Below are 25,380 nucleotides of genomic sequence, written 5' to 3' on the forward strand. Positions count from 1 at the left end.
CCCCACCATGCACACCGACCGCACCATCACCTGGCACAACCCCACAACCGGACAGGAAATCGTCACCTACCCGCGATGAACCGGCCCCGGGGCCTCAGGCGAGTTCGATGAGTTCCTGATACTCGTCGGACCAGTGGTCCTCGGTGCCGTCAGGCAGCAGGATCACGCGCTGCGGGTCGAGGGCGGCGGCGGCACCGGGGTCGTGGGTCACGAGGACCACGGCGCCGGTGTAGCTGCGCAGCGCGTCGAGGACCTGCTCCCGCGAGATCGGGTCCAGGTTGTTGGTGGGCTCGTCGAGCAGGAGGACATTGGCCGCGGACGAGACCAGCCCCGCCAGCGTCAGGCGGGTCTTCTCGCCGCCCGACAACGTGCCCGCAGGCTGGTCCAGTTGAGCACCGCTGAACATGAACGCACCCAGCAGACCGCGCAGCTCCTGCTCCCCCGCGTCTGGCGCGGCGTGGCGGATGTTCTCCCACACCGAAGCCATGTCGTCGAGAGTGTCGTGTTCCTGAGCGAAATACCCGATCTTCAGGCCGTAGCCGGGATCGAGCGAACCGCGGTCGGGTGACTCGACACCTGCGAGCAGCTTCAGGAGGGTGGTCTTGCCGGCGCCGTTGAGTCCGAGCACGACGACTCGGCTGCCCTTGTCGATCGCCAGATCGACTCCCGTGAAGATCTCCAGGGACCCGTACATCTTGGTGAGGCCGCTCGCCATCAAGGGAGTCTTGCCGCAGGTCGCCGGCTCCGGGAACCGGATTCGCGCGGTCCGATCGGCCACCCGCTCCTCGTCGAGAGCGTCGATCATCCGGTCCGCCCGCTTCAGCATGTTCTGTGCGGCTGTGGCCTTGGTCGCCTTGGCGCCCAGTTTGGCGGCCTGCGCCCGGAGTGCACCCGCCTTCTTCTCGGCGTTTGCGCGTTCGCGCTTGCGCCGCTGCTCGTCGGTCGCGCGGGCATCGAGGTAACGCTGCCAGCCCATGTTGTAGATGTCGGCCTCGCCGCGGACGGCATCGAGGAACCACACCCGATTCACCACGTCGGCCAGCAGTTCCACGTCGTGGCTGATCACCACGAGACCGCCCTCATGGTTCTGCAGGAATCCGCGCAGCCAGGTGATGGAGTCGGCGTCGAGGTGGTTCGTGGGCTCATCGAGGAGAAGCGTTGTGTCGGACTTGCCGGCACCGTCGGAGGCCGCAAAGAGGATGCGCGCCAGCTCGATTCGACGCCGCTGCCCTCCGGACAACGTCCGCAGCGCCTGGCCGAGAACCCGATCCGGCAAACCGAGGCTGTGACATATGCGAGCGGCTTCCGATTCGGCCACGTAGCCGCCGAGTGCGGAGAACCGCTCCTCGAGTTGCCCGTACTTGGCCACTGCCCGGTCACGGACCCTATCGTCGGCCGCCTCGGCCATCACGGCCTGCTGCTTCTCCATCTGATGCATGATCGCGTCGAGGCCGCGGGCGGACAGCACCCGATCCTTGGCGAGGACGTCGAGATCGCCTTCTTTGGGGTCCTGCGGAAGATAACCGAGTTCGCCGCTGCGTACTACCGTCCCGGCATATGGTTCCGTCTCGCCGGAGAGGATTCGCAGGGTCGTCGTCTTGCCCGCGCCGTTCCGGCCGACGAGGCCGATCCGGTCGCCGGGCTGAATACGCAGTGCAGGCCCGGGCGCCGACAACAACGTCCGAGCGCCCGCTCGGACTTCGAGGTCGGTTGCGGTGATCACGGCGGTCCAGTCTACCTGCGCGGGGCCATCTCTTTTTCCGCCCGACCGCTCCACCGTCCCCCGAGGCGACCATTACCGTGAGGACCGTGAGCGAAACCACACCGACACACATGTCCTCAGACCTGACCGGCAAGTCCGCACTGGTGACCGGCGCGAGCCGCGGAATCGGCCTCGCCATCGCCACCGAACTGGCGCGACGCGGCGCAGCGGTGGTCATCACGGGCCGCAAGCCCGAGCCGCTGGAGGAGGCGGCCGAGCAGATCCGCACCGCGGTGGCCGGCGCAAAAGTCATCGCCACACCCGGCAACACCGGTGACGAAACTCACCGCACCGAAGCGGTGGCCGCGGCGGTCGCACAGGGCGGGATCGACATCCTGGTCAACAATACCGGGATCAATCCGATCTTCGGTCCCCTGATGGACGCCGACCTGGCGGCGTTCCGCAAGATCTTCGACACCAACGTGGTTGCTGCCCTCGGCTTCATCCAGGAGGCATTTCGGGCCGGGATGCGCGACAACGGCGGCGCGGTGGTGAACATCTCGTCGGTCGCAGGTATCCGCTCGACCGGTGTGATCGCCGCGTACGGGGCATCCAAGGCCGCATTGATCCGGCTGACCTCGGAACTCGCCTGGGAACTCGGATCAAACAACATCCGGGTCAACGCGATCGCCCCCGCAATCGTGAAGACCCGGTTCGCGACCGATCTGATCGCGGGCGACAACGAGGCCCGCGCGGTCAAGGGCTACCCCCTCGGCCGTCTCGGCGAGCCGGAGGACATTGCCCGCGCGGCCGCCTTCCTGGCCTCCGATGAGGCGGCGTGGATCACCGGGGAAACGCTCAACGTGGACGGTGGCATGCTGTCCACGGGATCGATGTGACCGGGCAGCGATGACCCGCCGGCGTGACCCGCACGCTGTGACAGAAACGCACTCGTGACAGAGACGAGCTTGTGACAGATGCGATGACCGACGTCGTGGTGGTCGGCGCGGGACCGGCAGGTCGCGCGCTGACCCACCGTCTGCTGCGACGCGGCGTCGAGGTCACGCTCGTCGATCCGCATCCGTCCCGGCCGTGGCGGCCGACCTATGCATGCTGGGCCGACGAGATTCCCGCCTGGATCCCCGTCGATGCCCTGTCCGCACAGACTGATTCGGTGGAGGTCCGGGCCCCTGACGCCGTACGCATCGAGCGTGGTTACGCCATCTTCGACAACCCAGGCCTGCGCCGGACCCTCGACGTCGACGGCGCGCGGATTGTCGCCGGGACAGCACAAGTGGTGGCGGATGATCAGGTGATCACCGAGTCGGGACCAATCCGAACCGCACGGGTCGTCGACGCCCGCGGCACGACCGGCCGCGGACCGCGCCAGACGGCCTGGGGCGTGGTGGTGCCACGCGAGCGGGCACGACCGATCCTGCGGGACGCCGATGCCGTCCTGATGGACTGGACCCCTGTCACACCGGACGACGCACTCGGTATCGCATCGTTTCTCTATGCCGTGCCGCTCGACGACAAGCGATTCCTACTGGAGGAAACGTGTCTCGCGGGAGACCCACCGCTGTCGATGGGACAACTGCGCTCCCGACTCGAGCGGCGATTGGGCGCTGCGGCCGTGGCGTCGGCAACGCAAACGGAATCGGTGTCCTTCGCCCTGAGTGGACCACGGACGCCATGGCGAAGCCGATCACTGCAGTTCGGCGCCCGGGGCGGCCTACTGCACCCGGCCACGGGCTACAGCATCGGTGCCTCGCTGAGAACCGCCGACGTTGTCGCGGATGCGGTGGCCACCGGTGAGGATCCACGGTCGGCCCTCTGGCCGATTCCGGCCCGCGCGGTGTATCGGCTCAGATCCGCAGGCCTGCGCGCTGTGCTGGCTCTCGATGCCGAGCAGACACGTCGCTTCTTCGCGACATTCGCACGTCTGCCGGTCGAGCGACAGCGTGCCTACCTGACGGGTCGGGAGGACCTGACCGGAACGCTGTCGGCGATGGCGACGATGTTCGCGCACACCGACCAGACGACACGACGTTCGCTCGTCCGCGCGGTGACGGGTCGCGCGCCCGTCAGCGACGCTGCTCGCGGGTGACGGGCGCGAACGCGTCGGCCTCATCCTCGACGGTGTCGCGGCTGGTGACCGGATACACGTCGGAATCGTCCTCTGCTCCATCGCGTTCGACGTCGATGGACTGTTCGATCAGGTCGGCGTCGTCGGCAGACGGGATCGCATCATTGACGGTCATCGCGCACCTCTTTCGAAACTCGCGTAGGTCCGTACGTCATCCAGCCTAACAACGTCTCCGGGTCTGTCGAACTGCCTCACACCCGGCCTATCCGGCCCCATCTACCTGGCCCGCAGATCTCGCCACTGACGGACGAGGTCGTCGACGACGACAGTGTGGGCCGTGATCAGCGTGGGAAGGCCGGCACGCGATCCCAGGTGGGCTTCGCGTACCCGACGGTTGAAGTCGGTGAGGATCTCGCGCACCGCGCTCTCGTCGGCGATGCTGCGCAGCGATTCGGGGAAGCCCTGGGCCTCCTTGCGCAGTTGCAACGGCATCGGCAGCAACGCCGACGAATCGAGATTCTCGTCACGGATCTTCCGCTTGACCCACCAATCGGGATCGTCGGCGTCGCTCAGGTCGAGAGGGCTGCCCATGCCGGGGAGGTTGTCGAACTCACCGCGCTCGGTGGCCTCGCGGATCACCCTCTCCACCCGCGACTCGTAACGCGGCGGCTGCCATCGTCGGACGCGCCGGAACCTGCCCTTGGTCGAGGCCCGGTCGTCGTTGGCCTCCGGCATCAGACCGCGCCGCCCGATTTAGACGGTGAAGCCCAGGGCGCGTAGCTGTTCGCGCCCGTCGTCGGTGATCTTGTCCGGTCCCCACGGCGGGATCCAGACCCAGTTGATCTCCATATCGGTGCACAACCCGCTGTTCACCAACGCGGCCCGCGACTGATCCTCGATCACGTCGGTGAGCGGACAGGCTGCCGAGGTGAGGGTCATGTCGATCTTGGCGACCGCCTCCTCGGTGACCTCGATGCCGTAGACGAGACCCAGGTCCACGACGTTGATACCGAGTTCGGGATCGACGACGTCTCGCATCGCCTCCTCGACGTCCTCGAGCTGGGGCAACGACGTCGTCGGGGCCTCCGGTGCTGTGGTTGTTTCGTCACTCATACCGACTCCACTTCTGAAGGTTCATCACTGTCGACTGTCTGGGCCAACGCGTCCTTGAAGGCCATCCATCCAAGCAGAGCACACTTGACGCGGGCCGGGTACTTGCTGACACCGGAGAACGCGACGCCGTCGCCGATGACGTCCTCGTCGCCCTCGTCCGCGCCGCGCGAGGTCATCATCGCGTTGAAGGAGTCCAAGGTGGTGAGGGCCTCGTCGACCGGCTGCCCGACGAGCTGATCGTGGAGCACTGAGGTCGATGCCTGCGAGATCGAACAGCCCTGTCCGTCATAGGAGATGTCCTCGACGGTCGACCCGTCGGCGGAGAGCGCGACCCGCAGCGTGATCTCGTCACCGCACGTCGGGTTCACGTGGTGTACCTCGGCACCGAACGGCTCACGCAGGCCACGGCCATGCGGGTGCTTGTAATGGTCCAGGATCACCTCCTGGTACATCTGTTCCATCCGCATCGCTAGCGGTCCCCCCTCTCGCTCGCCCCGATCACCCCGAAGAAGTTCTGCGCCTTGACGATCGCATCGGCCAACGCGTCGACCTCGGACAGGGTGTTGTACGCGGCGAACGAGGCACGAGCCGTGGCGGCCACCCCGAAGCGCTTGTGCAGGGGCCACGCGCAGTGGTGGCCGACACGGATCGCGACGCCCTCGTCGTCGAGGATCTGACCGAGATCGTGCGCGTGCAGACCGTCGACGAGAAACGAGACGGCGCCGCCCCGCTGCTCGGCAGCGGTCGGGCCGACGATCCGCAGACCGTCGATCGCCGCCAGGCGTTCGAGTGCGTACGCGGTCAGTTGATGCTCATGTGCCGCAACGGTATCCATACCGATCGCGGTCAGATAGTCGACGGCTGCGCCGAGCCCGACGACCTGCGACGTCATCGGCACGCCCGCCTCGAATCGTTGTGGCGACGGCGCATACGTGGACACCTCCATCGACACGGTCTCGATCATCGAACCACCGGTGATGAAGGGCGGCAACGCATCGAGCAGCCCTGCCCGGCCGTAGAGCACACCGACGCCGGACGGCCCGAACATCTTGTGCCCCGAGAACGCGGCGAAGTCGACGCCGAGCGCGGCGAAGTCGACGGCTGTGTGTGGCACCGACTGGCAGGCGTCGAGGACGACGACCGCACCCACCTCGCGGGCCCGGCGGACGATCTCGTCCACATCGGCGACCGCGCCGGTGACGTTGGACTGGTGGGTGAACGAGACGACCTTGACCGTCTCGTCGAGCGTCAGCGAATCGAGGTCGATCCGGCCGTCCTCGGTGACCCCGTACCACTTCAACGTGGCACCGGTCCGACGGCAGAGTTCCTGCCATGGGACCAGATTCGCGTGGTGCTCGAGCTCGGTGATCACCACGGTGTCACCCGGACCGAGGGGACGACCACCCAGCACCTCGGCCGACCGGTCGTCGCCGAGCGTGTAGGTCACGAGGTTGAGCGCCTCGGTCGCGTTCTTGGTGAACACGATCGTCTCGGGCGTCGCACCGACGAAGGCGGCGATGGTCGCCCGCGCGCCCTCGTAGGCGTCGGTCGCCTCCTCGGCGAGCTGGTGAGCCCCCCGGTGCACGGCCGCGTTGTGCGTCGTCAGGAACTCACGCTCGGCGTCGAGCACCTGTACCGGCCGCTGCGACGTCGCACCCGAATCCAGGTAGACCAACGGCTTGTCGTCACGGACCGTGCGCGACAAGATCGGGAAGTCCGCGCGCAGTCGTTCGACATCCAAGGTGGGCGCGACGGTTTCGGGAGAGAGCGTCATGACGGTACCTCCTTCACCGGGTGGGTTCAGCCGGCAGCGGCCGCCGACGTGAAGCGGACGTAACCGTTCTCTTCGAGTTCGTCGGCGAGCTCCGGTCCGGCGGACTCGACGATGCGTCCGTTCACGAACACATGGACGAAGTCCGGCTGGATGTAGCGCAGGATGCGCGTGTAGTGCGTGATCAGCAGGACACCACCGTGCTCATGGTCCTTGTACCGGTTCACACCCTCACTGACGACGCGCAGCGCGTCGACGTCGAGGCCCGAGTCGGTCTCGTCGAGGATGGCGATCCGGGGCTTGAGCAGGCCGAGCTGCAGGATCTCGTGACGCTTCTTCTCACCGCCGGAGAACCCTTCGTTGACGCTGCGCTCTCCGAAGGACGGATCGATCTCCAGCGCCGTCATCGCCTCCTTGGTCTCCTTGACCCAGTGACGCAGCTTGGGCGCTTCGCCGCGCACCGAGGTCGCGGCGGTCCGCAGGAAGTTCGACATCGACACCCCGGGCACCTCGACCGGGTACTGCATGGCGAGGAACAGCCCTGCGCGGGCGCGCTCGTCGACACTCATCTCGAGGACATCCTCGCCGTCGAGGGTGATGGAGCCCTGGGTCACCTGATATTTCGGGTGGCCGGCGATCGCGTACGAGAGGGTGGACTTGCCCGAGCCGTTGGGGCCCATGATGGCGTGCGTCTCACCCGACGACACGGCCAGGTTCACACCCTTCAGGATGTGGATGGGGTCGGCGTCGGTGTCGCTCTGCGCGACGTCGACGTGCAGGTCATGGATTTCCAGTGTGGTCACGGTAGTTGTGTTCCTTGATGCTCGTGGGTGGGGCTGTGCTCGTGAACCGGCTCAGGCGCCGGCGATCTCGAGCTCGTATTCGACGGCGGCCTCTAGCCGTTCACGGATGTCGGGCACGGAGATCTTGGCGATGATCTCGCGGAAGAACCCACGGATCACCAGGCGACGGGCCTGATCCTCGGGGATGCCTCGGGCCTGCAGGTAGAACAGCTGTTCGTCGTCGAATCGACCGGTTGCGCTGGCATGTCCGGCACCGACGATCTCGCCGGTCTCGATCTCCAGGTTGGGCACCGAGTCGGCGCGGGCGTTGTCGGTCAGGACGAGGTTGCGGTTGAGCTCGAACGTGTCGGTCCCCTCGGCTGCCGGACGGATCAGCACGTCGCCGATCCAGACCGTGTGGGCCTCTCGGGTGCGGTCACCGCTGAGGTCGCCTTGCAGGGCACCCTTGTAGACCACGTTCGACCGGCAGTTCGGCTGGCTGTGATCGACCAGCAGACGCTGTTCGAGGTGCTGGCCGGCATCGGCGAAGTAGAGGCCCCACAACTCGACGTCCCCGCCGGGCGCGTCGTAGTGGACGACCGGAGAGAGCCGGACGAGGTTGCCGCCGAGGCTGATCGCGAAGTGCCGCACGACGGCGTCACGTCCGACCCGGACATGGTGCGCTGCCACATGCACCATGTCGTCTGCCCAGTCGTGCACGTTCACCACGGTCAGCGCCGCACTGTCGCCGACCACGAACTCGACGTTCTCGGCGTAGGTGCCGCTGCCCTTCTGGTCGAGGACGACCACGGCGCGGGCGAAGGCCTCGAGGCGTATCTGCAGGTGGCCGAAGGCGACTTCGCCCTCTCCCGGACCGGTCATGTCGACGACGACGGGCTCGGACAATTCGACCTCACGGCCGATGGTCACCACGGTGGCGTCGGTGAACGACGAGAACGCCTGGGCGGACACTCGGTCGAACGGGATGCCACCCTGGCCGAGGCGCTTGTCGTCGCGGCCGACGGTCTCCACGCTCACGCCCTCGTCGGGGCCGGAGATCTCGAACGTCGGATCAGCCGTGCGCTGAGCCGAGCCGTTGTGTAGTCCGCGCAGCCGGCGGAACGGGGTGAACCGCCACACCTCTTCGCGGGGACTGGGCACCTCGAACGCCTCGACATCGAAGGAGGTGAACATCTCCCCCTTGTTGACGGGGGCGGCTTCGCCGCGGTTGACGGGGGCGGCTTCGCCGCGGTTGACGGGGGCGGCTTCGCCGCGGTTGACGGGGGCAGCTTCGCCGCGGTTGACGGGGGCGACCGGCGCGCCCGGGGTCGCCGACACGGGCAATGTGGGATCTGCCATCAGCCGACGGCTCCTTCCATCTGCAGTTCGATGAGGCGGTTGAGTTCGAGCGCGTACTCCATCGGGAGTTCCTTGGCGATCGGCTCGACGAATCCGCGCACCACCATGGCCATCGCCTCGTCTTCGGTCAGACCGCGACTCATGAGATAGAAGAGCTGGTCGTCGCTGACCTTCGACACCGTGGCCTCGTGACCCATGGTCACGTCGTCCTCACGGATGTCGACATACGGATAGGTGTCGCTGCGGGAGATCGTGTCGACGAGCAGGGCATCACATTTCACCGTCGAGCGGCTGCCGTGTGCACCGTTGTTGATCTTGATCAGGCCGCGATACGAGGCGCGGCCGCCGCCGCGGGCAACCGACTTGGACACGATGTTGCTCGACGTGTTGGGCGCCAGGTGCACCATCTTGGAGCCGGTGTCCTGGTGCTGTCCCTCGCCGGCGAACGCGACCGAGAGCACCTCGCCCTTGGCGTGCTCACCGGTCAGCCAGACGGCCGGGTACTTCATCGTGACCTTGGAACCGATGTTGCCGTCGATCCACTCCATGGTGGCGCCGGCCTCGGCCTTGGCACGCTTGGTGACCAGGTTGTAGACGTTGTTCGACCAGTTCTGAATGGTCGTGTACCGGCAGCGGCCGCCCTTCTTGACGATGATCTCGACGACGGCCGAGTGCAGCGAGTCGGTCTTGTAGATCGGCGCGGTGCAACCCTCGACGTAGTGCACGTACGCGCCCTCGTCGACGATGATCAGCGTCCGCTCGAACTGACCCATGTTCTCGGTGTTGATCCGGAAGTAGGCCTGCAGCGGGATGTCGACGTGGACCCCCGGCGGCACGTAGATGAACGATCCTCCCGACCACACCGCGGTGTTGAGAGCGGAGAACTTGTTGTCGCCGGCCGGGATCACCGATCCGAAGTACTCCTGGAAGATCTCCGGGTGCTCCTTGAGCGCGGTGTCGGTGTCGAGGAAGATGACACCCTGCTCCTCGAGGTCTTCACGGATCTGGTGATAGACCACCTCGGACTCGTACTGCGCCGCGACCCCGGAGACCAGACGTTGCTTCTCGGCCTCGGGGATGCCGAGCTTGTCGTAGGTGTTCTTGATGTCCGCAGGCAGATCATCCCAGGTTGCCGCCTGCTTCTCGGTCGACCGCACGAAGTACTTGATGTTGTCGAAGTCGATGCCGTCGAGTTCGGCACCCCAGTGCGGCATCGGCTTGCGATCGAAGATGCGCAAGGCCTTGAGACGCTGCTCGAGCATCCATTCCGGCTCGCTCTTCTTCGCCGAGATGTCGGCGACGATCGCGTCGGACAAACCGCGCTTTGCGCTGGCACCGGCGACGTCGGAATCCGCCCAGCCGTACCCGTAGTTGCCCAGCGACGCGATGGTCTGCTCCTGGGTGAGGGGCGAGGGCTTGACGGGGGTGGCGGTGTCGGTCGCGGTTGGTTCGGTGACTGTCATCGCGAAGCCTTTCGACTCGTCTTCATCGGGTGAGCGGATGCGGGCTGTGCATCGCTCGCTGTCGTCTGGATGGTGGTGCCGGACGGGACCGTGACCCCTTCCGGCGGGGGGTGGAGCGGAACATGGGTGGTACAGGCACAATCGCCGTTCGCGATGGTCGCCAGCCGCTGCACGTGGGTGCCGAGCAGTTCGGTGAACACCGCGGTCTCCGCCTCGCACAGCTCCGGGAACTCGGTGGCCACATGGGCGACCGGACAATGATGCTGGCAGATCTGCATCCCGGTACCGACCTCACGGGTGTTGGCCGCGAAACCCGCACTGGTCAATGCATCGGCGATGTCGTTCACCGTGGTGGCGACCGATCCGGACTCGTCGGCGGGCACCACGGTCGCGACGATCTCCTCGACGCGGTCGCGGGCGAACGCCTCGACCGCGGACTCGCCGCCGACGGTCCGCAGTCTGCGCATCGCCGCGCCCGCGAGGTCGTCGTATGCGTGGCGCAACTTGCCCCGGCCGGTCGCGGTGAGCTGGAACCACTTGGCCGGACGGCCGCGACCACGGCGTCCGAATCCCGAGGATGAGGTCTCCACGTCGCCCACCTCGACGAGTGCGTCGAGGTGCCGTCGGACACCCGCAGCGCTGATACCGAGGCGATCGGCGATCTCACTCGCGGTCAGCGGACCGTCCTCGACCAGCAGGGAGATCACGGCAGCACGTGTCTGCCCGTCGTGATGACCGGCATTCGCGGTGGCCCCATCAGAGGGGCCGCTGGGCGCGCCCTTGGGCAGCGCTGTATCGCTCCTCATGGTTTTCACAACACAAGTGTGTCGTAATTGCTTCCCGCATGCCAGCAAGGCTGCCCTTACCGAACCTGGTCAGTGCCGCACGTGTGGCGAATCCTCGCAGCGCGGACGGGGCACTAGAGTCGGGGCACTAGAGTCGTCGGCGTGCCAGAAACCACAGTGCCGCGGAGTCGGGGCCGCGCGCTGCCGCAATGGGCTCGCTCGCCTCACCAGGCCCTGCGCCGGAGCGTCGACTACCTCGGGCTGAGCCGGAACCGATCCCGTACCGACCCCGCCCACGTCGACGACACCATCGACCGTCGAGGCGATTATGGCAAGACCGTCGCGCGTCTGCACGACGACGAGCGCGAGGTCGGCCCGCTCAACGCGGCCGAGAACCGGCGCCTCCTGCGCATCAAGCTGTTCGGGGCGACCGGAGCGATCCTCCTGCTGATCGGGTCACTGGGTACGGGGCAGGTCCCGGTGCTGCAGAACCCCGTGGCCGGAATGCGCGTGCTGTCCCTCCCGTCGCGGATGTGGAGTACGGCCCTCACGCTCTCGATCGGCGGCACCATCATGCTGGTCGTCGCCTGGTTGCTGATCGGCCGATTTGCCGTCGGACGCTTCAGCGTCGAGGTACGCCGGGGACGCAGCCCGGAACGCCGGATGACGCGTCAGCAGGCCGACCGCACCCTCATGCTCTGGATCGCGCCGATCATCGTCGCGCCACCGCTGCTGTCCAAGGACATCTACTCCTATCTCGCGCAGAGCGCGATCGCGTTCCGCGGGATGGATCCGTATGTGGTCAGTCCGGTCCGCGGACTCGGTGTCGATCACGTGCTGACCCGGTCGGTGCCCAATCTGTGGCGGGACACCCCGGCCCCCTACGGCCCCTTGTTCCTGTGGATCGGCAAGGGCATCACGGCCGTCACCGGCGACAACATCACCGCGGCGATCTTCCTGCATCGCCTGGTGGCACTGTTCGGAATCGCTCTGATCGTGTGGGCGCTGCCGCGGCTGGCCCGGCGCTGCGGGGTGTCATCGGTGGCGGCCCTCTGGCTCGGCGCGATGAACCCGCTGCTGATCCTGCATCTGGTGGGTGGCATCCACAACGAGGCCCTGATGCTCGGCATGATGCTGGTCGGCCTGGAACTGTCCTTCCGCGCGATCTACGGTGCGGATCGACTACGCAGGTCCTCGTCGTGGTGGCCCAGTGCCGCCGGGTGGACGCTGATCGCCGGCGCCGCGGTCATCTCGGCATCGGCGATGGTCAAGGTGACGTCGCTGCTGGCACTCGGATTCGTCGGTATCGCGCTCGCCCAACGATGGGGTGCCATCCTGCCGGCACTTCGCAACGCACCGATCGACCAATGGTGGGAACGATCACGCCGGAGCATCGCGGCACTCGGCTCGTCGGCGGCGTTCTACGCGGCCGTCCTGGCCGTCGTCATGGTCGGGATCTCGGTCGGTACCGGACTCGGCTTCGGATGGACTAGCACCGGGTCCACCGGCGCAGTGGTGCGGTCCTGGATGTCCATGCCGACGTTGTTGTCGGTGACCACGGGCCGTCTCGGGCTCGCACTGGGCCTCGGCGACCAGACCCAGGCGATCCTCGAGGTCGGCCGTCCGCTCGGCGAGCTCGTGGCGGCGGTCTTCATCGTGCGTTGGATGCTCGCCTGCCTCGGCGGCCGATTGCATCCGCTCGGTGCTCTCGGTGTGTCAATGGCCACAGTCGTCGTCTTCTTCCCCTTCGTCCAGGCCTGGTATCTGCTGTGGGCGGTGATCCCGCTCGCGGCCTGGGCGACCCGCCCGTGGTTCCGCCTGACCACCATCGCGGTCTCTGCGATCATCGCGATCGTGGTGATGCCGACGAGCTCCAACACCAGCGGAGTCGTACTGGCCCAAGGGCTCCTGGCGGGCGTGATCATGGTCGCGGTGATGACCGCGCTGTTCTTCGAGGACCTGCCGGTGCACCGATGGTGGCGGGGTCGTCGGGGACGTGAATCGGTCCGTGAGGGCACCGACGCGGACTGAGGACGGACCCGGCGCGGCGAATCCGCGTTTTTGGGACGACGACGCCGAACGAATAGTCTGGCCCATGTGCGCGGCACGACGATCCGACAGCGGTACGACGGTGATGATCGACGACCTGATCATCGACCGGACGATGGCCGCACGGTGAGTACGGGGCGCTCCGGGGCCCCGGCCCTCTGCGCCACGGGCATGGTGAAGCGTTACGGCGACCGTACCGCTGTCGACGGGCTGGACCTCCGGCTCGAAGCCGGCACCATCCTTGCGCTGCTCGGCCCGAACGGCGCGGGCAAGACCACGACCGTCGAGATCTGCGAGGGCTTCCTCGCGCCCGACGCGGGACGAGTCGAGGTTCTCGGACTCGATCCGGTCGCAGACAACGACGCCCTGCGCCGCCGGATCGGCGTGATGTTGCAGGGCGGTGGCGCCTATCCGGGTGCCCGTGCCGAGGAGATGCTCAGGCTCTGCGCGGCCTACAGCGCGGACCCGATCGACCCTGCGTGGTTACTCGAGGCGATGGGGCTGACCGATTGTGCGCGCACGTCGTTCCGGCGACTGTCCGGCGGCCAGCAGCAGCGCCTCTCGCTGGCCTGTGCGATCGTCGGGCGGCCCGATCTGGTGTTCCTCGACGAGCCCACTGCCGGCCTCGACGCACACGCGCGGATCATGGTGTGGGAGTTGATCGATCGACTCCGCGATGACGGCGTGTCGGTACTGCTGACCACCCATCTCATGGACGAGGCCGAAGAACTCGCCGATCAGGTGGTGATCATCGACAACGGGCGCGTCGTCGCGTCCGGCACACCGAAGGACCTCACGCACCGGGGTGCCGAGAACGAGCTCCGGTTCTCCGCTCCCCGTGGGCTGGACATGACGATGCTCGGGCTCGCGCTGCCCGAGGAGTACCGCTGTTCGGAGACCACCCCCGGCGTCTACCTCGTGCGTGGTCCCGTGACCCCACAGATACTCGCCACCGTCACCGCGTGGTGCGCGAAGATCGACGTGCTTGCCACCGACCTTCGGGTCGAGACGCGCAGCCTCTCGGATGTCTTCCTCGACCTCACCGGACGGGCGCTGCGATCATGACCACGACGACCAACCGGTTCGCCGCCGGGACGTTCGCCCCGCGGCCGCGCCCCGCATCGCTGCCCGCGATCCTCACCGCGCAGTCGAGGATGGAGCTGACGTTGTTGCTGCGCAACGGCGAGCAGCTCCTGCTCACCATGTTCATCCCGATCACACTGCTGATCGGGCTGTGCCTTCTCCCGGTCGACACAGGTCTCGGTTCGACGCCGGCGGAACGTGCCGCCACCTTCGTGCCGGCCATCATGACCGTCGCGGTGATGTCCACCGCGTTCACCGGACAGGCCATCGCCCTCGGTTTCGACCGTCGCTACGGCGCACTCAAACGTCTTGGCGCGACACCGATCCCGCGCTGGGGCATCATCGCCGGAAAATCGATCGCGGTGGTGATCGTGGTCGCCTTGCAGGCCCTGATCATCGGTGGCATCGGTGTGGCGTTCGGCTGGCGACCCTCCCCGCTCGGACTGGCGCTGGGCGTGGTGGTCATCGCGGTGGGCACCGCCACCTTCTCTGCACTCGGCCTGCTCCTCGGTGGGACGTTGAAGGCGGAGGTCGTGCTGGCGCTGGCCAACCTGCTGTGGTTCGCGCTGGTCGGCATCGGCAGTCTCGTCGTGATGGGCGACCGGGTGCCGGCCGCTGCGCATTGGATAGCCCGTTGTGTTCCGTCGGGAGCGCTGACCGAGGCGCTCGATCAGGCGACCCACGGCTCGGTGGATTTCTTCGGCATAGGTGTGTTGCTGGCATGGGCGGTCGGTGCCGCCGTGCTCGCGGTGAGGTGGTTCCGGTTCCAATGACAGTTCCCAAGACGTCAGTTCCCGAGACGACCGGGGCGGCGAATCCACCTGTGGTGGAAGCCGATGCGCGGCCTCCGAAGGCCGGCACGGGCCGTTTCGCGCGGCTGCCCGGATTCGGCCGCCCGACCGCCCGCTTCGTCTACTGGTGGGCCGTCGCCCTCCTGGTCGCCAACGTCGGCATCGTCTCCACCGGAGGCGCGGTCCGCCTGACCGGATCCGGGCTCGGATGCCCCACCTGGCCGCGGTGCACCGACGACTCCTTCGTGCCCCATGAGGCACTCGGTGTGCACGGCGTCATCGAGTTCGGCAACCGCATGCTGACCTGGGTCCTCACGATCGTCGCGATCGCGGCGTGGGTGGCGGTGTTGCGCTACGCGCGTTCCGCCCGGCGGGACAAATGGCTGGTCACCCTGCTCGCCCTCGGCATCCCGTTCCAGGGGGTGATCGGCGGGATCACCGTGTTGACCAAGCTCAACCCGTGGGTCGTCTCGCTGCACTTCGTGCTCTCGATGGTCCTGGTGTCCGGCGCGACCGTCCTCGTGTACCGGCTGCGCCCCGATGCTCCGCCGCCCCCGCCGGTCGGTCCCGGAACCCGACTGGGTCGCAGTCTCGCCGTACTGCAGTACCTGGTGACCTGGGCAACCATCTACCTGGGCACCGTCGTCACCGGGTCCGGTCCGCATGCCGGCGACACCGAGGCGCGACGCAACGGGCTCGCCCCCGATCACGCCACCCAGTTGCACGCCGACGCGGTCTTCGTGCTGATCGGGCTCGCCGTCGCGGCCGCGGTCTTCACCCGGGCGCTCAGACTCCCCGAACAGCGGACGGCCTACACGTTCCTCGGTCTGATCGCCGTGCAGGGCATCCTGGGAGTGGTCCAATACAACACCGGGCTGCCGATCGCCCTGGTGATCGCGCACATGACCGTCAGTGCCATGCTGCTGATCGTCGCGACCTGGATGATCCTGCAGTTCGGCACCCGCACGGTGACCGACGAGAACGCCACGACCACGGAGACCACGACCACGGACGTCTAGCGCCGTCCGCCGATCACGTCCAGCGCCGACCACGGAGTCCCGCCACGGGACCGCCTCCCCGAGAGACTGGCCCGTGCGCTCAGAGAATCGCGCGGTTGCGGGCCTTGGGGAAGCGGCTCTGACGGGCCACCCAGCCCGCCATCTTGCGATAGTGCGATGGCGACACGGTGGCCGCCGACGTCAGGTCGCGGTCCCACTCCGCGGTCTCCAGACCGTCGACGGCCTCGACGACGGCCTCCGCGGTCGCGACATCGTCGACGACCCGGTCACCGAGAATCCCGCCCTGCTCCCCCACCAGGGTGATCCGTACGCCGGCCGCACCGATCGGCTGCAGCACCGCCTTGGCGGAACCGCCTTCACGGCCGATGAATCCCTTGATCGAGGCGACCACGCTCTGCGGAGCCTCGACGGGCGTGGTCGTCACGTCGGCGGTGTCGGATTCAGGCTGCTCGCTCATGGTTCCCGAGCATACCGGGGGCCGATCGGCCCGCTCGCTGCGGTAGAACTGAGCCATGCGTGCAATTCAGGTGGTTCGCCATGGTGGCCCGGAGGTTCTCGAGTTCGCCACCGTCGACGACCCGATCCCGGCACCCGACGAGATCCTGGTCCGCACCGCGGCGATCGGGGTCAACTTCATCGACACCTACCTGCGGCGCGGCCTCTACCCGTCGGTACCGCCGTACATCCCGGGTACCGAAGGCGCCGGCGAGGTGGTGTCGGTCGGTTCCGAAGTGGACACCGTCGTCGTCGGACAACGTGTGTGTTGGGTGGATGCTCCTGCGAGCTATGCGGAACTGGTCGCCGTCCGCGCGGTCCGTGCGATCCCGGTGCCCGACCACGTCGCCGACGACGTCGCGGGTTCGGCCATGCTGCGTGGTCTGACCGCCCACTATCTCCTGGACGGCAGCGCACATCCCCGATCGGGTGACGCCGTGCTCATCCATGCCGGTGCGGGTGGTGTCGGACTCATCCTCACACAGCTCGCCAAGCTCCGCGGACTCCGTGTCATCACCACGGTGTCCGATGACGAGAAGGCCGCTCTCTCGACCGCAGCCGGCGCCGATCACGTCCTGCGGTACAGCGACGCCCTCGCGGAGGAGGTGCGCTCACTGACCGACGGGAACGGCGTCCGGGTGGTCTTCGACGGTGTCGGCGCGGACACCTTCGAACAGTCGCTGGCGTCGACTGCGGTGCGCGGCATCGTTGTCCTGTTCGGCGCTGCGTCTGGACCGGTGCCGCCCTTCGACCTCCAGCGTCTGAACGCGGCCGGCTCGTTGTCGGTGACCCGGCCGACACTCGCGCACTTCATCGCCGACGCTGACGAACTGGCCTGGCGGGCGGGCGAGTTCCTGGGCGCGATCGCCGACGGCGACATCGATGTCCGGGTGGGCCAGCACCATCGACTCGCGGATGCCGCCGACGCCCAACGCGCCCTCGGGGCGCGCGCGACGACCGGCACCACGGTCCTCGTTCCCGGCTGAGATCCGACAGCAACCGAATTCTCGCCGAGGGAACCCATCTACCGGTTCTTTCGGCGAGTTTCGTGTTGCTGTCGGCGCGAAACCGGTTGCCGTCGGCGGCTGAGCGAGCGTCAGAAGTAGCTGGTGATGAGCGGCAGATTGACCACAGCATCGATGGCCAGGCCGCAGAACAGGATGGCGAGGTATTCGTTCGACTGCAGGAATACCTTCAGGGGCGTCACCTCGGCACCGGCGCGAGTCTCCCGGTACAGCCGCTGCACGCGGCTGGTGAACCAGGCACCGGCGAGAACGGCGACGCCCGCGTAGATCCAGCTGGTCCCGATGATGAGTACCAGGGACGAGAGCACGGTGGCCCAGGTGTACCAGAGCATCTGGCGGGTCACCCGCTCCTCGGTGGCGATCACCGGCAGCATCGGCACTCCGGCCGCCCGGTAGTCCTCCTTGTAGCGCATCGCCAGCGCCCACGTATGTGGTGGCGTCCAGAAGAAGATCACCAGGAACAGCACGATCGGCTGCCAACTGATACTTCCGGTCACGGCGGCCCAGCCGACGAGGGTCGGCATGCATCCGGCCGCGCCGCCCCACACCACGTTCTGCCACGTGCGGCGCTTCAGGATCAGCGTGTAGACGCCCACATAGAACGCGATCGTCGCGGTCACCAGGAGGGCGCTAAGCAGGTTGGCGGCCCACCAGAGAACCGCGAATGACCCGATCCACAGGACGATGCCGAAGATCAGCGCGCTTCGGGTGGAGACGGCGTGGCGTGCCAGCGGCCTGCGTGCCGTGCGCTTCATCTTCTGATCGATGTCGGCATCGGCGACCATGTTGAGTGTGTTTGCGCTGCCGGCCCCGAGCCAGCCGCCGAGCAGGGTGAACGCGATCAACGCTATGTCGACGTGGCCGCGATCGGCCTGGAGCATCACCGGGATCGTCGCCACCAGCAGCAGCTCGATCACACGCGGTTTGGTCAGTGCGACGTAGGCGAGGACAGCCGCCTTGGTCCGCGAGAGAATCGACCCACCGGAACGCTCCGACGACGCGTCGTGCGCGATGGAGGCCTCCTGGGTACCGCGGGATGCGGCGGACAGATCTCCGCTCACGCGCTCCCCAATCCTCATGGCCTCTCCTCGTCTGCCCCGAGGGTGTTGCTCCACGACCAGGGCTACTACAGAGCATGGTAGACGGTGGTATCGACGATCGAATAATCGAGTCCGTCGCGGCCGGGCGACCTCGACGGGAACCCACAGTCGTGGGTTTCGCGTCACTCGCCGAAGCAAGCGACGGTCCAGCAGATTAGTCTGGACGGGTAGCTGCCGAACTCCCGGGCGGCCCGCACGCACACACCGTGAACTTGTACAACCGAGGACTTGCGACCGTATTCGCACCGACCTGCACAGGAGACAGCACGACCGTGGCGCTCACAGACGACATCCGCGTATTGACCCAGACGGCCCACCCCGACGACTGGACCGAGGTGGACACCCGCGCGGTCGACACCGCCCGAGTGCTGGCCGCCGACGCCGTGCAGAAATGCGGCAGCGGCCATCCGGGCACGGCGATGAGCCTCGCCCCACTCGCCTACACCCTGTTCCAGCGCGTGATGCGCCACGATCCCGCGGACACCGGATGGGTCGGACGCGACCGATTCGTCCTCTCCTGCGGGCACTCCAGCCTCACCCTCTACATCCAGCTCTATCTCGGTGGATTCGGACTCGAACTGTCCGACCTCGAGGCGCTGCGCACCTGGGGCTCTCTGACCCCCGGTCACCCCGAGTTCCGCCACACCAAGGGTGTGGAGATCACCACCGGACCACTCGGTCAGGGTCTCGCTTCCGCCGTCGGCATGAGCATGGCCTCGCGGTACGAGCGCGGACTGTTCGACCCGGACGCTGCGCCCGGCGCCAGCCCGTTCGACCATTTCATCTACGCGATCGCCTCCGACGGCGACATCGAGGAGGGCGTCACCTCCGAGGCGTCGTCGCTCGCCGGCACCCAGCAGCTCGGCAACCTGATCGTGTTCTACGACCAGAACCAGATCTCGATCGAGGACGACACCGACATCGCGCTGTCCGAGGATGTGGCGAAGCGTTACGAGGCCTACGGCTGGCATGTGCAGACCGTCGAGGGCGGCGAGGACGTGGTGGCCATCGAGGCGGCGATCGAGGCCGCCAAGGGGGTGACCGACAAACCGTCGATCATCTGTCTGCGCACCATCATCGGCTACCCGGCACCGACCAAGATGAACACCGGCGCCGCCCACGGATCGGCACTCGGCGACGACGAGGTGGCCGAGACCAAGAAGATCCTCGGTTTCGACCCGGACAAGAACTTCGACGTCTCCGACGAGGTGATCAACCACACCCGCGCCCTCCTCGAACGGGGCGCCGCCGCGAAGGCCGAGTGGTCGAAGGGCTTCGACACCTGGGCGAGCGCCAATCCGGACACCAAGGCCCTGTTCGACCGTCTGCACGCGCATGAACTGCCCGACGGCTGGACCGACGCGATGCCGTCCTGGACGCCCGGCGACAAAGATGTCGCCACCCGCGCCGCGTCGGGCAAGGTGCTCTCCGCATTGAGTCCCGTGCTGCCCGAACTGTGGGGCGGCTCGGCCGACCTCGCCGGCAGCAACAACACCACCATGGACGGTGCGGCGTCGTTCGGGCCGACGTCGATCAGCACGAAGAAATGGTCCGCGAACCCCTACGGCCGCACCCTGCACTTCGGCATCCGCGAGCATGCGATGGGCGCGATCCTGTCGGGCATCGCGCTGCACGGTCCGACCCGCGCCTACGGTGGCACCTTCCTCCAGTTCGCCGATTACATGCGCCCCGCGGTGCGCCTGGCGTCGCTGATGGAGATCGATCCGATCTACGTCTGGACCCACGACTCGATCGGCCTCGGCGAGGACGGCCCGACCCATCAGCCGGTCGAACATCTCGCCGCGCTCCGCGCGATCCCGCACCTCGACGTGGTCCGTCCGGCCGACGCCAACGAGACCGCCTATGCCTGGCAGACCCTGCTGGGCCGGCGTAACCACCCGGTCGGGCTCGCCCTGACCCGGCAGAACGTGCCGATCCTCGAGGGCACCAGCGCCGCGGGCGTCGCACAGGGCGGATACGTGCTCAGTGATTCCGACGGCGATCCCGAGGTGGCCATCATCGGGACCGGCTCCGAGGTTCAGTTCGCGGTCGAAGCCCAGAAGGCGTTGAAGGACAAAGGTATCGCGGCGCGTGTCGTCTCCATGCCGTGCGTCGAGTGGTTCGACGAACAGCCGCAGGGATACCGCGACGCGGTGCTGCCGCCCACGGTCCCACGCGTCTCGGTCGAGGCCGGCATCGCGATGCCGTGGTACCGGATCGTCGGCGCAGGCGGCGAGATCGTGTCGCTGGACCACTTCGGGGCATCCGCCGACTACAAGGTGCTCTACGAGCAGTTCGGCATCACCACCGAGGCGGTCATCGCCGCTGCGCAGCGGGCCGTCACCACATAGCCGAGGGCCCAACACAATTGGCCGCGACCCGGCCATGAGTCAGAGGAGAGAATCGTGACCCAGAACGAAAAGCTCGCCGAACTGTCCGCCGCCGGGGTATCGGTGTGGCTCGACGACCTGTCCCGTGACCTGATCAGCTCCGGCGACCTCGCCGAACTGACCGCCACCAAGTCGGTGGTCGGTGTGACCACCAACCCGTCGATCTTCCAGGCCGCGCTGTCGAAGGGCACCAGCTACGACAGTCAGGTGACCGAGCTCGCCGCGCGCGGAGCCGACGTGGACGCCACCATCCGCACGGTCACCACCGACGATGTCCGCAACGCCTGCGACGTGCTGCACCCGGTCTACGAACAATCAGACGGAGTGGACGGTCGCGTGTCCATCGAGGTCGATCCGCGCCTGGCCCACGACACCGACGCCACCGTCGCCCAGGCCATCGAGCTGTGGAAGATCGTCGACCGGCCGAACCTGCTGATCAAGATCCCGGCCACCAAGGCGGGCCTGCCGGCCATCACCCGGACCCTCGCGGAGGGCATCAGTGTCAACGTGACCCTGATCTTCTCGGTGGAGCGCTACAAGGGCGTGATGGACGCCTACCTCGACGGGCTCGACGCCGCCGCACAGGGCGGTCACGACCTGTCGACGATCCATTCGGTCGCGTCGTTCTTCGTCTCCCGCGTCGACACCGAGATCGACAAGCGTCTCGACGCAATCGGGACCCCGGCGGCCGACGAGCTGAAAGGCAAAGCCGCGCTGGCGAATGCGCGCCTGGCGTATCAGGCGTACCAGGAGGTCTTCGAGGTCGAGTCACGCTTCCCCGACCTGCTCGCCCAGGGCGCCCGGCCGCAGCGTCCGCTGTGGGCCTCGACTGGGGTGAAGAACCCCGACTACCCCGACACCCTCTACGTCAGCGAGCTCGTCGCTCCCAACACGGTCAACACCATGCCCGGCAAGACGATGGACGCCTTCGCCGACCACGGCTGGGTGAACACCGGATCGATCATCGGTCTGTCGCAGGAGTCGCAGGAGGTCTTCGACAAGATCGCAGCTCTCGGAGTGGATCTGGCCGATGTGTTCGCACTGCTCGAAGACGAGGGTGTCAGCAAGTTCGAGGACGCGTGGAACGAATTGCTCACCGCGACCGCCGAACAACTGGCTGCGGCGAAGGGCTGACCTGTTGTCCGCCAGCGGCTCGGCCTGGAGCAATCCCCTCCGCGAACCCCGGGACAAACGGCTCCCGCGGATCGCGGGCCCCAGCAGCCTGGTCATCTTCGGTGTCACCGGTGATCTCGCACGCAAGAAGCTGATGCCCGCGGTCTATGACCTCGCCAACCGGGGGCTGTTGCCGCCGTCGTTCGCGTTGGTCGGGTTCGCCCGGCGAGATTGGGACGACGAGGATTTCGCGAAGGTGGTGCATGACGCGGTTCGCGATCACGCGCGGACCGGCTTCCGCGAGGAAGTCTGGGAACGCCTCGCCGAGGGGTTCCGCTTCGTGTCCGGCTCCTTCGACGACGACGACGCGTTCGCCCGGCTCCGGGACACGCTCCACCGCCTCGACAAGGAGCGCGGCACCGACGGCAATTACGCCTTCTACCTGTCGGTCCCGCCCAAGGCGTTCCCGACCGTGTGTGAGCAGCTGCAGCAGAGCGGGCTCGCCACCGAGGAGGGCGACAGCTGGCGACGAGTCGTCATCGAGAAGCCGTTCGGGCATGACCTGGAGTCGGCCAAGGAACTCAACGCGATCGTGAACAGCGTGTTCCCCGAGTCGTCGGTGTTCCGCATCGACCACTATCTGGGCAAGGAGACGGTCCAGAACATCCTGGCGCTGCGGTTCGCCAACCAGCTGTTCGATCCCCTGTGGAGCTCCCACTACGTCGACCACGTGCAGATCACCATGGCCGAGGACATCGGCCTCGGCGGCCGGGCCGGATACTACGACGGGATCGGCGCCGCACGTGACGTCATCCAGAACCATCTCCTCCAGCTGATGGCACTCATCGCCATGGAGGAGCCGATCTCGTTCGAGCCCAAGCAACTCCAGGCCGAGAAGATCAAGGTGCTGGCCGCCACACGGAATATCCTTCCGCACGACGAGAACACCGCGCGCGGTCAGTACGGACCTGGCTGGCAGGGCAGCCAGAAGGTGCCCGGGCTGCTCGAGGAGGAGGGATTCTCCAAGAACTCGATCACCGAGACCTATGCGGCGATCGCACTCGAGGTCGACTCCCGCCGATGGGCAGGGGTCCCCTTCTACCTGCGCACCGGAAAGCGGTTGGGCCGCAGGGTGACCGAGATCGCGCTGGTCTTCCGGCGTGCCCCGCACCTCCCGTTCGACAAGACGATGACCGAGGAACTCAGTCAGAACGTGCTGGTCATTCGGGTTCAACCGGACGAGGGCATCACATTGCGGTTCGGCTCCAAGGTCCCCGGCTCCAGCATGGAGGTCCGAGACGTCAACATGGACTTCAGCTACGGCACCGCATTCACCGAGGCGTCGCCGGAGGCCTACGAGCGGCTGATCCTCGACGTGCTGCTGGGCGAACCGTCGCTCTTCCCGGTCAACGAAGAGGTCGAATTGGCGTGGAAGATCCTCGATCCGGTGATCGAGGCCTGGGTGTCGAGCGGCAAGCCCGACACCTACGAGTCGGGCACGTGGGGTCCGGCGTCGGCGGACGACATGATGACCAGGGTCGGGCGCGCATGGCGACGCCCGTGATCGTCGGATTGGATGGCGCACGATGATTGTCGAGTTACCGGACACCTCCACCAACGAGGTGGCGAAGAAGATCGTCACGCTGCGTGAATCCGGTGGGGCGATCAGTCTCGGACGCGTCCTGACCCTGGTGGTCTGCGCCGAACACAACGAACCGACCGAAGGTGCGATCGAGGCGGCCATCGGGGCCAGCCGCGAGCATCCCAGCCGCGTGATCGTGGTCTCCCGCGGCGACCGCGACGCCGAGTCCCGACTCGACGCGGAGATCCGCGTGGGTGGGGATGCGGGTGCCTCGGAGGTCGTGGTGTTGACCCTCGAGGGGGATCTCGCCGATCACCCGCGTTCGGTCGTCACCCCATTCCTGCTTCCCGACACGCCGGTCGTCACGTGGTGGCCGGGCAGTGCGCCCGAGGATCCCATCGCAGACCCGATGGGCACCCTCGGCCGCCGGCGCATCCTGGACGCATCCAAGTCCGAACACCCGGAATCGGTGCTGGCCCGCCGCCTCGCGACCTACGCGCCGGGCGACTCCGATCTCGCCTGGACACAGATCACGCACTGGCGTGGACTGCTCGCCTCCGCGCTCGGCCGACCGCCGCACACGCCGGTCATCTCCGCCGAGGTCACCGGCCCGTCCGACTCCCCGGGCGTCGACCTGCTCGCAGGCTGGCTGCAGTCGGCTCTGCACGTGCCGACCCGGCGCCACGTCGGCAGCTTCGAGGTGCGCCTGGTCCGCGACGACGGACCGACGGTGCTGTCGATCGACGAGAACCGCAACGCGGTGCTCTCCCAGCCAGGCAAGCCGGACGGCCGGGTCGCGATGACGCGGCGCGATCTCCCCCAACTCCTCGTCGAGGAACTCCGTCGTCTCGATGTCGACGAGGTGTACGAGGAGGCACTGCGCGGCGTGGCAGATGTCGATTTCAGCGAAGTGGTGGCGCGATGATCCCGGAATCCCTGGTGTTCGACGACAAGAACGACCTCGTCACGACGGCTGCGAACCGATTCGTGGACCTGGTGGTGCGTGCCCAGGCCGAGCGCGGCGTCGCCACGGTCGTGCTGACCGGCGGCAGCAACGGTATCGCGATCCTGCGTGCCCTGGCGGCCGACAGCGGCGACATCGACTGGTCGCGGGTGGAATTGTTCTGGGGCGACGACCGTTTCGTTCCCGCCGACGATCCGGAACGCAACCACGGACAGGCCCGCGACGCCCTGCTCGATCACGTACCGGTCGATCCGGACCGGATTCACCCGATGGCTCCGTCCGATGGCGAGTTCGGCGACGACATCGATGCGGCGGCCGCCGACTATGCGCGGATGCTCGGCGATGTCGGCGCCGGTCAGGTACCCCATTTCGACCTGCACCTGTTGGGGATGGGGGGCGAAGGACACATCAACTCGCTGTTCCCGCACACCCCCGCCACCGCGGAGTCGGAGCGCCCCGTGGTCGCCGTGGAGGATTCACCCAAGCCGCCGCCCCGCCGGATCACCCTGACCCTTCCGGTGGTCAACCGCAGCCGTGCGGTCTGGTTCCTGGTGGCCGGCGACGACAAGGCCGAGGCCGTCGCCGCTGCCCACACCGGTGCGAGCGCCGCCGACTGGCCGTGCGCGGGAGCCCATGGCACCGATGAGACCGTCTGGTTCCTGGACGGTCCCGCCGCGTCGCGGATCTCCTAGCGTCGGCAACGGCCGG

General features: G+C 67.3%; 24 protein-coding genes. 12 read left to right on the plus strand and 12 right to left on the minus strand.

The window, feature by feature from the left end:
• Positions 1–94: 94 nt before the first annotated feature.
• Positions 95–1,723: an ABC-F family ATP-binding cassette domain-containing protein gene (locus tag ACLQ3I_RS19335; protein ID WP_425793986.1), complete on the minus strand. Its 1,629-nt coding sequence runs from the start codon at positions 1,721–1,723 to the stop codon at positions 95–97.
• A 110-nt stretch (positions 1,724–1,833) separates the two neighbouring features.
• Between ACLQ3I_RS19335 and ACLQ3I_RS19340 the strand changes: the two genes are divergently transcribed.
• Together ACLQ3I_RS19340 and ACLQ3I_RS19345 are read left to right on the plus strand one after the other, a co-directional pair.
• Positions 1,834–2,601 (plus strand): SDR family oxidoreductase, encoded by a 768-nt coding sequence (locus tag ACLQ3I_RS19340; RefSeq protein ID WP_425794028.1) that lies wholly within the window; start codon positions 1,834–1,836, stop codon positions 2,599–2,601.
• Between the two features lie 71 nt (positions 2,602–2,672).
• The gene (locus ACLQ3I_RS19345) at positions 2,673–3,809 is read left to right on the plus strand and encodes a lycopene cyclase family protein (RefSeq protein ID WP_425804074.1); all 1,137 of its coding nucleotides are present in this window, start codon (positions 2,673–2,675) and stop codon (positions 3,807–3,809) included.
• Here the strand turns inward: ACLQ3I_RS19345 and ACLQ3I_RS19350 are convergent.
• From ACLQ3I_RS19350 to ACLQ3I_RS19390, 9 genes are all read right to left on the minus strand, one after another.
• Positions 3,787–3,963 (minus strand): hypothetical protein, encoded by a 177-nt coding sequence (locus ACLQ3I_RS19350; RefSeq protein ID WP_425804076.1) that lies wholly within the window; start codon positions 3,961–3,963, stop codon positions 3,787–3,789. The two genes, ACLQ3I_RS19345 and ACLQ3I_RS19350, sit on opposite strands and share 23 nt — an antisense overlap.
• 101 nt (positions 3,964–4,064) lie before the next feature.
• The gene (locus tag ACLQ3I_RS19355) at positions 4,065–4,523 is read right to left on the minus strand and encodes a DUF1992 domain-containing protein (RefSeq protein WP_425793983.1); all 459 of its coding nucleotides are present in this window, start codon (positions 4,521–4,523) and stop codon (positions 4,065–4,067) included.
• Positions 4,524–4,541: 18 nt separating this feature from the next.
• Positions 4,542–4,901 carry a metal-sulfur cluster assembly factor gene (locus tag ACLQ3I_RS19360; RefSeq protein WP_164307889.1) on the minus strand — a complete coding sequence of 120 codons (360 nt, stop codon included), beginning with the start codon at positions 4,899–4,901 and terminating at the stop codon, positions 4,542–4,544.
• On the minus strand, positions 4,898–5,368 hold the full coding sequence (gene sufU / locus ACLQ3I_RS19365) for a Fe-S cluster assembly sulfur transfer protein SufU (RefSeq protein WP_425793982.1): 471 nt from the start codon (positions 5,366–5,368) through the stop codon (positions 4,898–4,900). Before sufU ends, ACLQ3I_RS19360 begins: the two co-directional genes overlap by 4 nt.
• A gap of 2 nt (positions 5,369–5,370) precedes the next feature.
• Complete coding sequence (locus ACLQ3I_RS19370) at positions 5,371–6,675, minus strand: cysteine desulfurase (RefSeq protein ID WP_425804078.1); 1,305 nt, start codon at positions 6,673–6,675, stop codon at positions 5,371–5,373.
• Between the two features lie 26 nt (positions 6,676–6,701).
• Entirely contained in the window at positions 6,702–7,475 is a 774-nt protein-coding gene (gene sufC / locus ACLQ3I_RS19375) for a Fe-S cluster assembly ATPase SufC (RefSeq protein WP_425804080.1), read from the minus strand.
• 51 nt (positions 7,476–7,526) lie between these two features.
• Positions 7,527–8,813 (minus strand): Fe-S cluster assembly protein SufD, encoded by a 1,287-nt coding sequence (gene sufD, locus ACLQ3I_RS19380; RefSeq protein WP_425804082.1) that lies wholly within the window; start codon positions 8,811–8,813, stop codon positions 7,527–7,529.
• Positions 8,813–10,276 carry a Fe-S cluster assembly protein SufB gene (gene sufB, locus ACLQ3I_RS19385; RefSeq protein WP_425793978.1) on the minus strand — a complete coding sequence of 488 codons (1,464 nt, stop codon included), beginning with the start codon at positions 10,274–10,276 and terminating at the stop codon, positions 8,813–8,815. The genes sufD and sufB overlap by 1 nt, the downstream gene beginning before the upstream one ends.
• On the minus strand, positions 10,273–11,082 hold the full coding sequence (locus tag ACLQ3I_RS19390; protein WP_425793977.1) for a helix-turn-helix transcriptional regulator: 810 nt from the start codon (positions 11,080–11,082) through the stop codon (positions 10,273–10,275). Before ACLQ3I_RS19390 ends, sufB begins: the two co-directional genes overlap by 4 nt.
• Before the next feature lie 180 nt (positions 11,083–11,262).
• Here ACLQ3I_RS19390 and mptB point away from each other — a divergent pair, with 180 nt between their 5' ends.
• The 4 genes from mptB (at position 11,263) to ACLQ3I_RS19410 (ending at position 16,003) form a co-directional block, all read left to right on the plus strand.
• The gene (gene mptB, locus ACLQ3I_RS19395; RefSeq protein WP_425804427.1) at positions 11,263–13,092 is read left to right on the plus strand and encodes a polyprenol phosphomannose-dependent alpha 1,6 mannosyltransferase MptB; all 1,830 of its coding nucleotides are present in this window, start codon (positions 11,263–11,265) and stop codon (positions 13,090–13,092) included.
• Between the two features lie 189 nt (positions 13,093–13,281).
• Positions 13,282–14,175: an ABC transporter ATP-binding protein gene (locus ACLQ3I_RS19400; protein WP_425794025.1), complete on the plus strand. Its 894-nt coding sequence runs from the start codon at positions 13,282–13,284 to the stop codon at positions 14,173–14,175.
• On the plus strand, positions 14,172–14,966 hold the full coding sequence (locus tag ACLQ3I_RS19405) for an ABC transporter permease (protein WP_425804084.1): 795 nt from the start codon (positions 14,172–14,174) through the stop codon (positions 14,964–14,966). The genes ACLQ3I_RS19400 and ACLQ3I_RS19405 overlap by 4 nt, the downstream gene beginning before the upstream one ends.
• A complete protein-coding gene (locus tag ACLQ3I_RS19410; RefSeq protein ID WP_425793975.1) occupies positions 14,963–16,003 on the plus strand; it encodes a COX15/CtaA family protein in 1,041 nt (346 codons plus the stop codon). Before ACLQ3I_RS19405 ends, ACLQ3I_RS19410 begins: the two co-directional genes overlap by 4 nt.
• Before the next feature lie 79 nt (positions 16,004–16,082).
• On the opposite strand, the gene ACLQ3I_RS19415 is transcribed toward ACLQ3I_RS19410, so the two are convergent.
• On the minus strand, positions 16,083–16,460 hold the full coding sequence (locus ACLQ3I_RS19415) for a hypothetical protein (RefSeq protein WP_425804086.1): 378 nt from the start codon (positions 16,458–16,460) through the stop codon (positions 16,083–16,085).
• Between the two features lie 55 nt (positions 16,461–16,515).
• On the opposite strand from ACLQ3I_RS19415, the gene ACLQ3I_RS19420 reads away from it, so the two are divergent.
• Positions 16,516–17,484, plus strand: coding sequence for a quinone oxidoreductase family protein (locus tag ACLQ3I_RS19420; protein ID WP_425804088.1), 969 nt, complete (start codon positions 16,516–16,518; stop codon positions 17,482–17,484).
• A 110-nt stretch (positions 17,485–17,594) separates the two neighbouring features.
• Here ACLQ3I_RS19420 and ACLQ3I_RS19425 read toward each other — a convergent pair whose 3' ends face one another.
• Positions 17,595–18,584, minus strand: coding sequence for a heme o synthase (locus tag ACLQ3I_RS19425; protein ID WP_425794024.1), 990 nt, complete (start codon positions 18,582–18,584; stop codon positions 17,595–17,597).
• Between the two features lie 311 nt (positions 18,585–18,895).
• Between ACLQ3I_RS19425 and tkt the strand changes: the two genes are divergently transcribed.
• From tkt to pgl, 5 genes are read left to right on the plus strand one after another with little or no spacing between them, the layout of a single operon-like run.
• A complete protein-coding gene (gene tkt, locus ACLQ3I_RS19430) occupies positions 18,896–20,974 on the plus strand; it encodes a transketolase (RefSeq protein ID WP_425804091.1) in 2,079 nt (692 codons plus the stop codon).
• Between the two features lie 54 nt (positions 20,975–21,028).
• Positions 21,029–22,147 (plus strand): transaldolase, encoded by a 1,119-nt coding sequence (gene tal / locus ACLQ3I_RS19435; RefSeq protein ID WP_425793971.1) that lies wholly within the window; start codon positions 21,029–21,031, stop codon positions 22,145–22,147.
• Between the two features lie 4 nt (positions 22,148–22,151).
• On the plus strand, positions 22,152–23,690 hold the full coding sequence (gene zwf / locus ACLQ3I_RS19440) for a glucose-6-phosphate dehydrogenase (protein WP_425793970.1): 1,539 nt from the start codon (positions 22,152–22,154) through the stop codon (positions 23,688–23,690).
• A gap of 22 nt (positions 23,691–23,712) precedes the next feature.
• The gene (locus ACLQ3I_RS19445) at positions 23,713–24,633 is read left to right on the plus strand and encodes a glucose-6-phosphate dehydrogenase assembly protein OpcA (protein ID WP_425793969.1); all 921 of its coding nucleotides are present in this window, start codon (positions 23,713–23,715) and stop codon (positions 24,631–24,633) included.
• On the plus strand, positions 24,630–25,364 hold the full coding sequence (gene pgl / locus ACLQ3I_RS19450; RefSeq protein WP_425804093.1) for a 6-phosphogluconolactonase: 735 nt from the start codon (positions 24,630–24,632) through the stop codon (positions 25,362–25,364). The genes ACLQ3I_RS19445 and pgl overlap by 4 nt, the downstream gene beginning before the upstream one ends.
• Positions 25,365–25,380 lie beyond the last annotated feature (16 nt).

Origin of the sequence: Gordonia sp. DT101 (genome assembly GCF_049844895.1) — a bacterium.
Lineage (GTDB): Bacteria > Actinomycetota > Actinomycetes > Mycobacteriales > Mycobacteriaceae > Gordonia.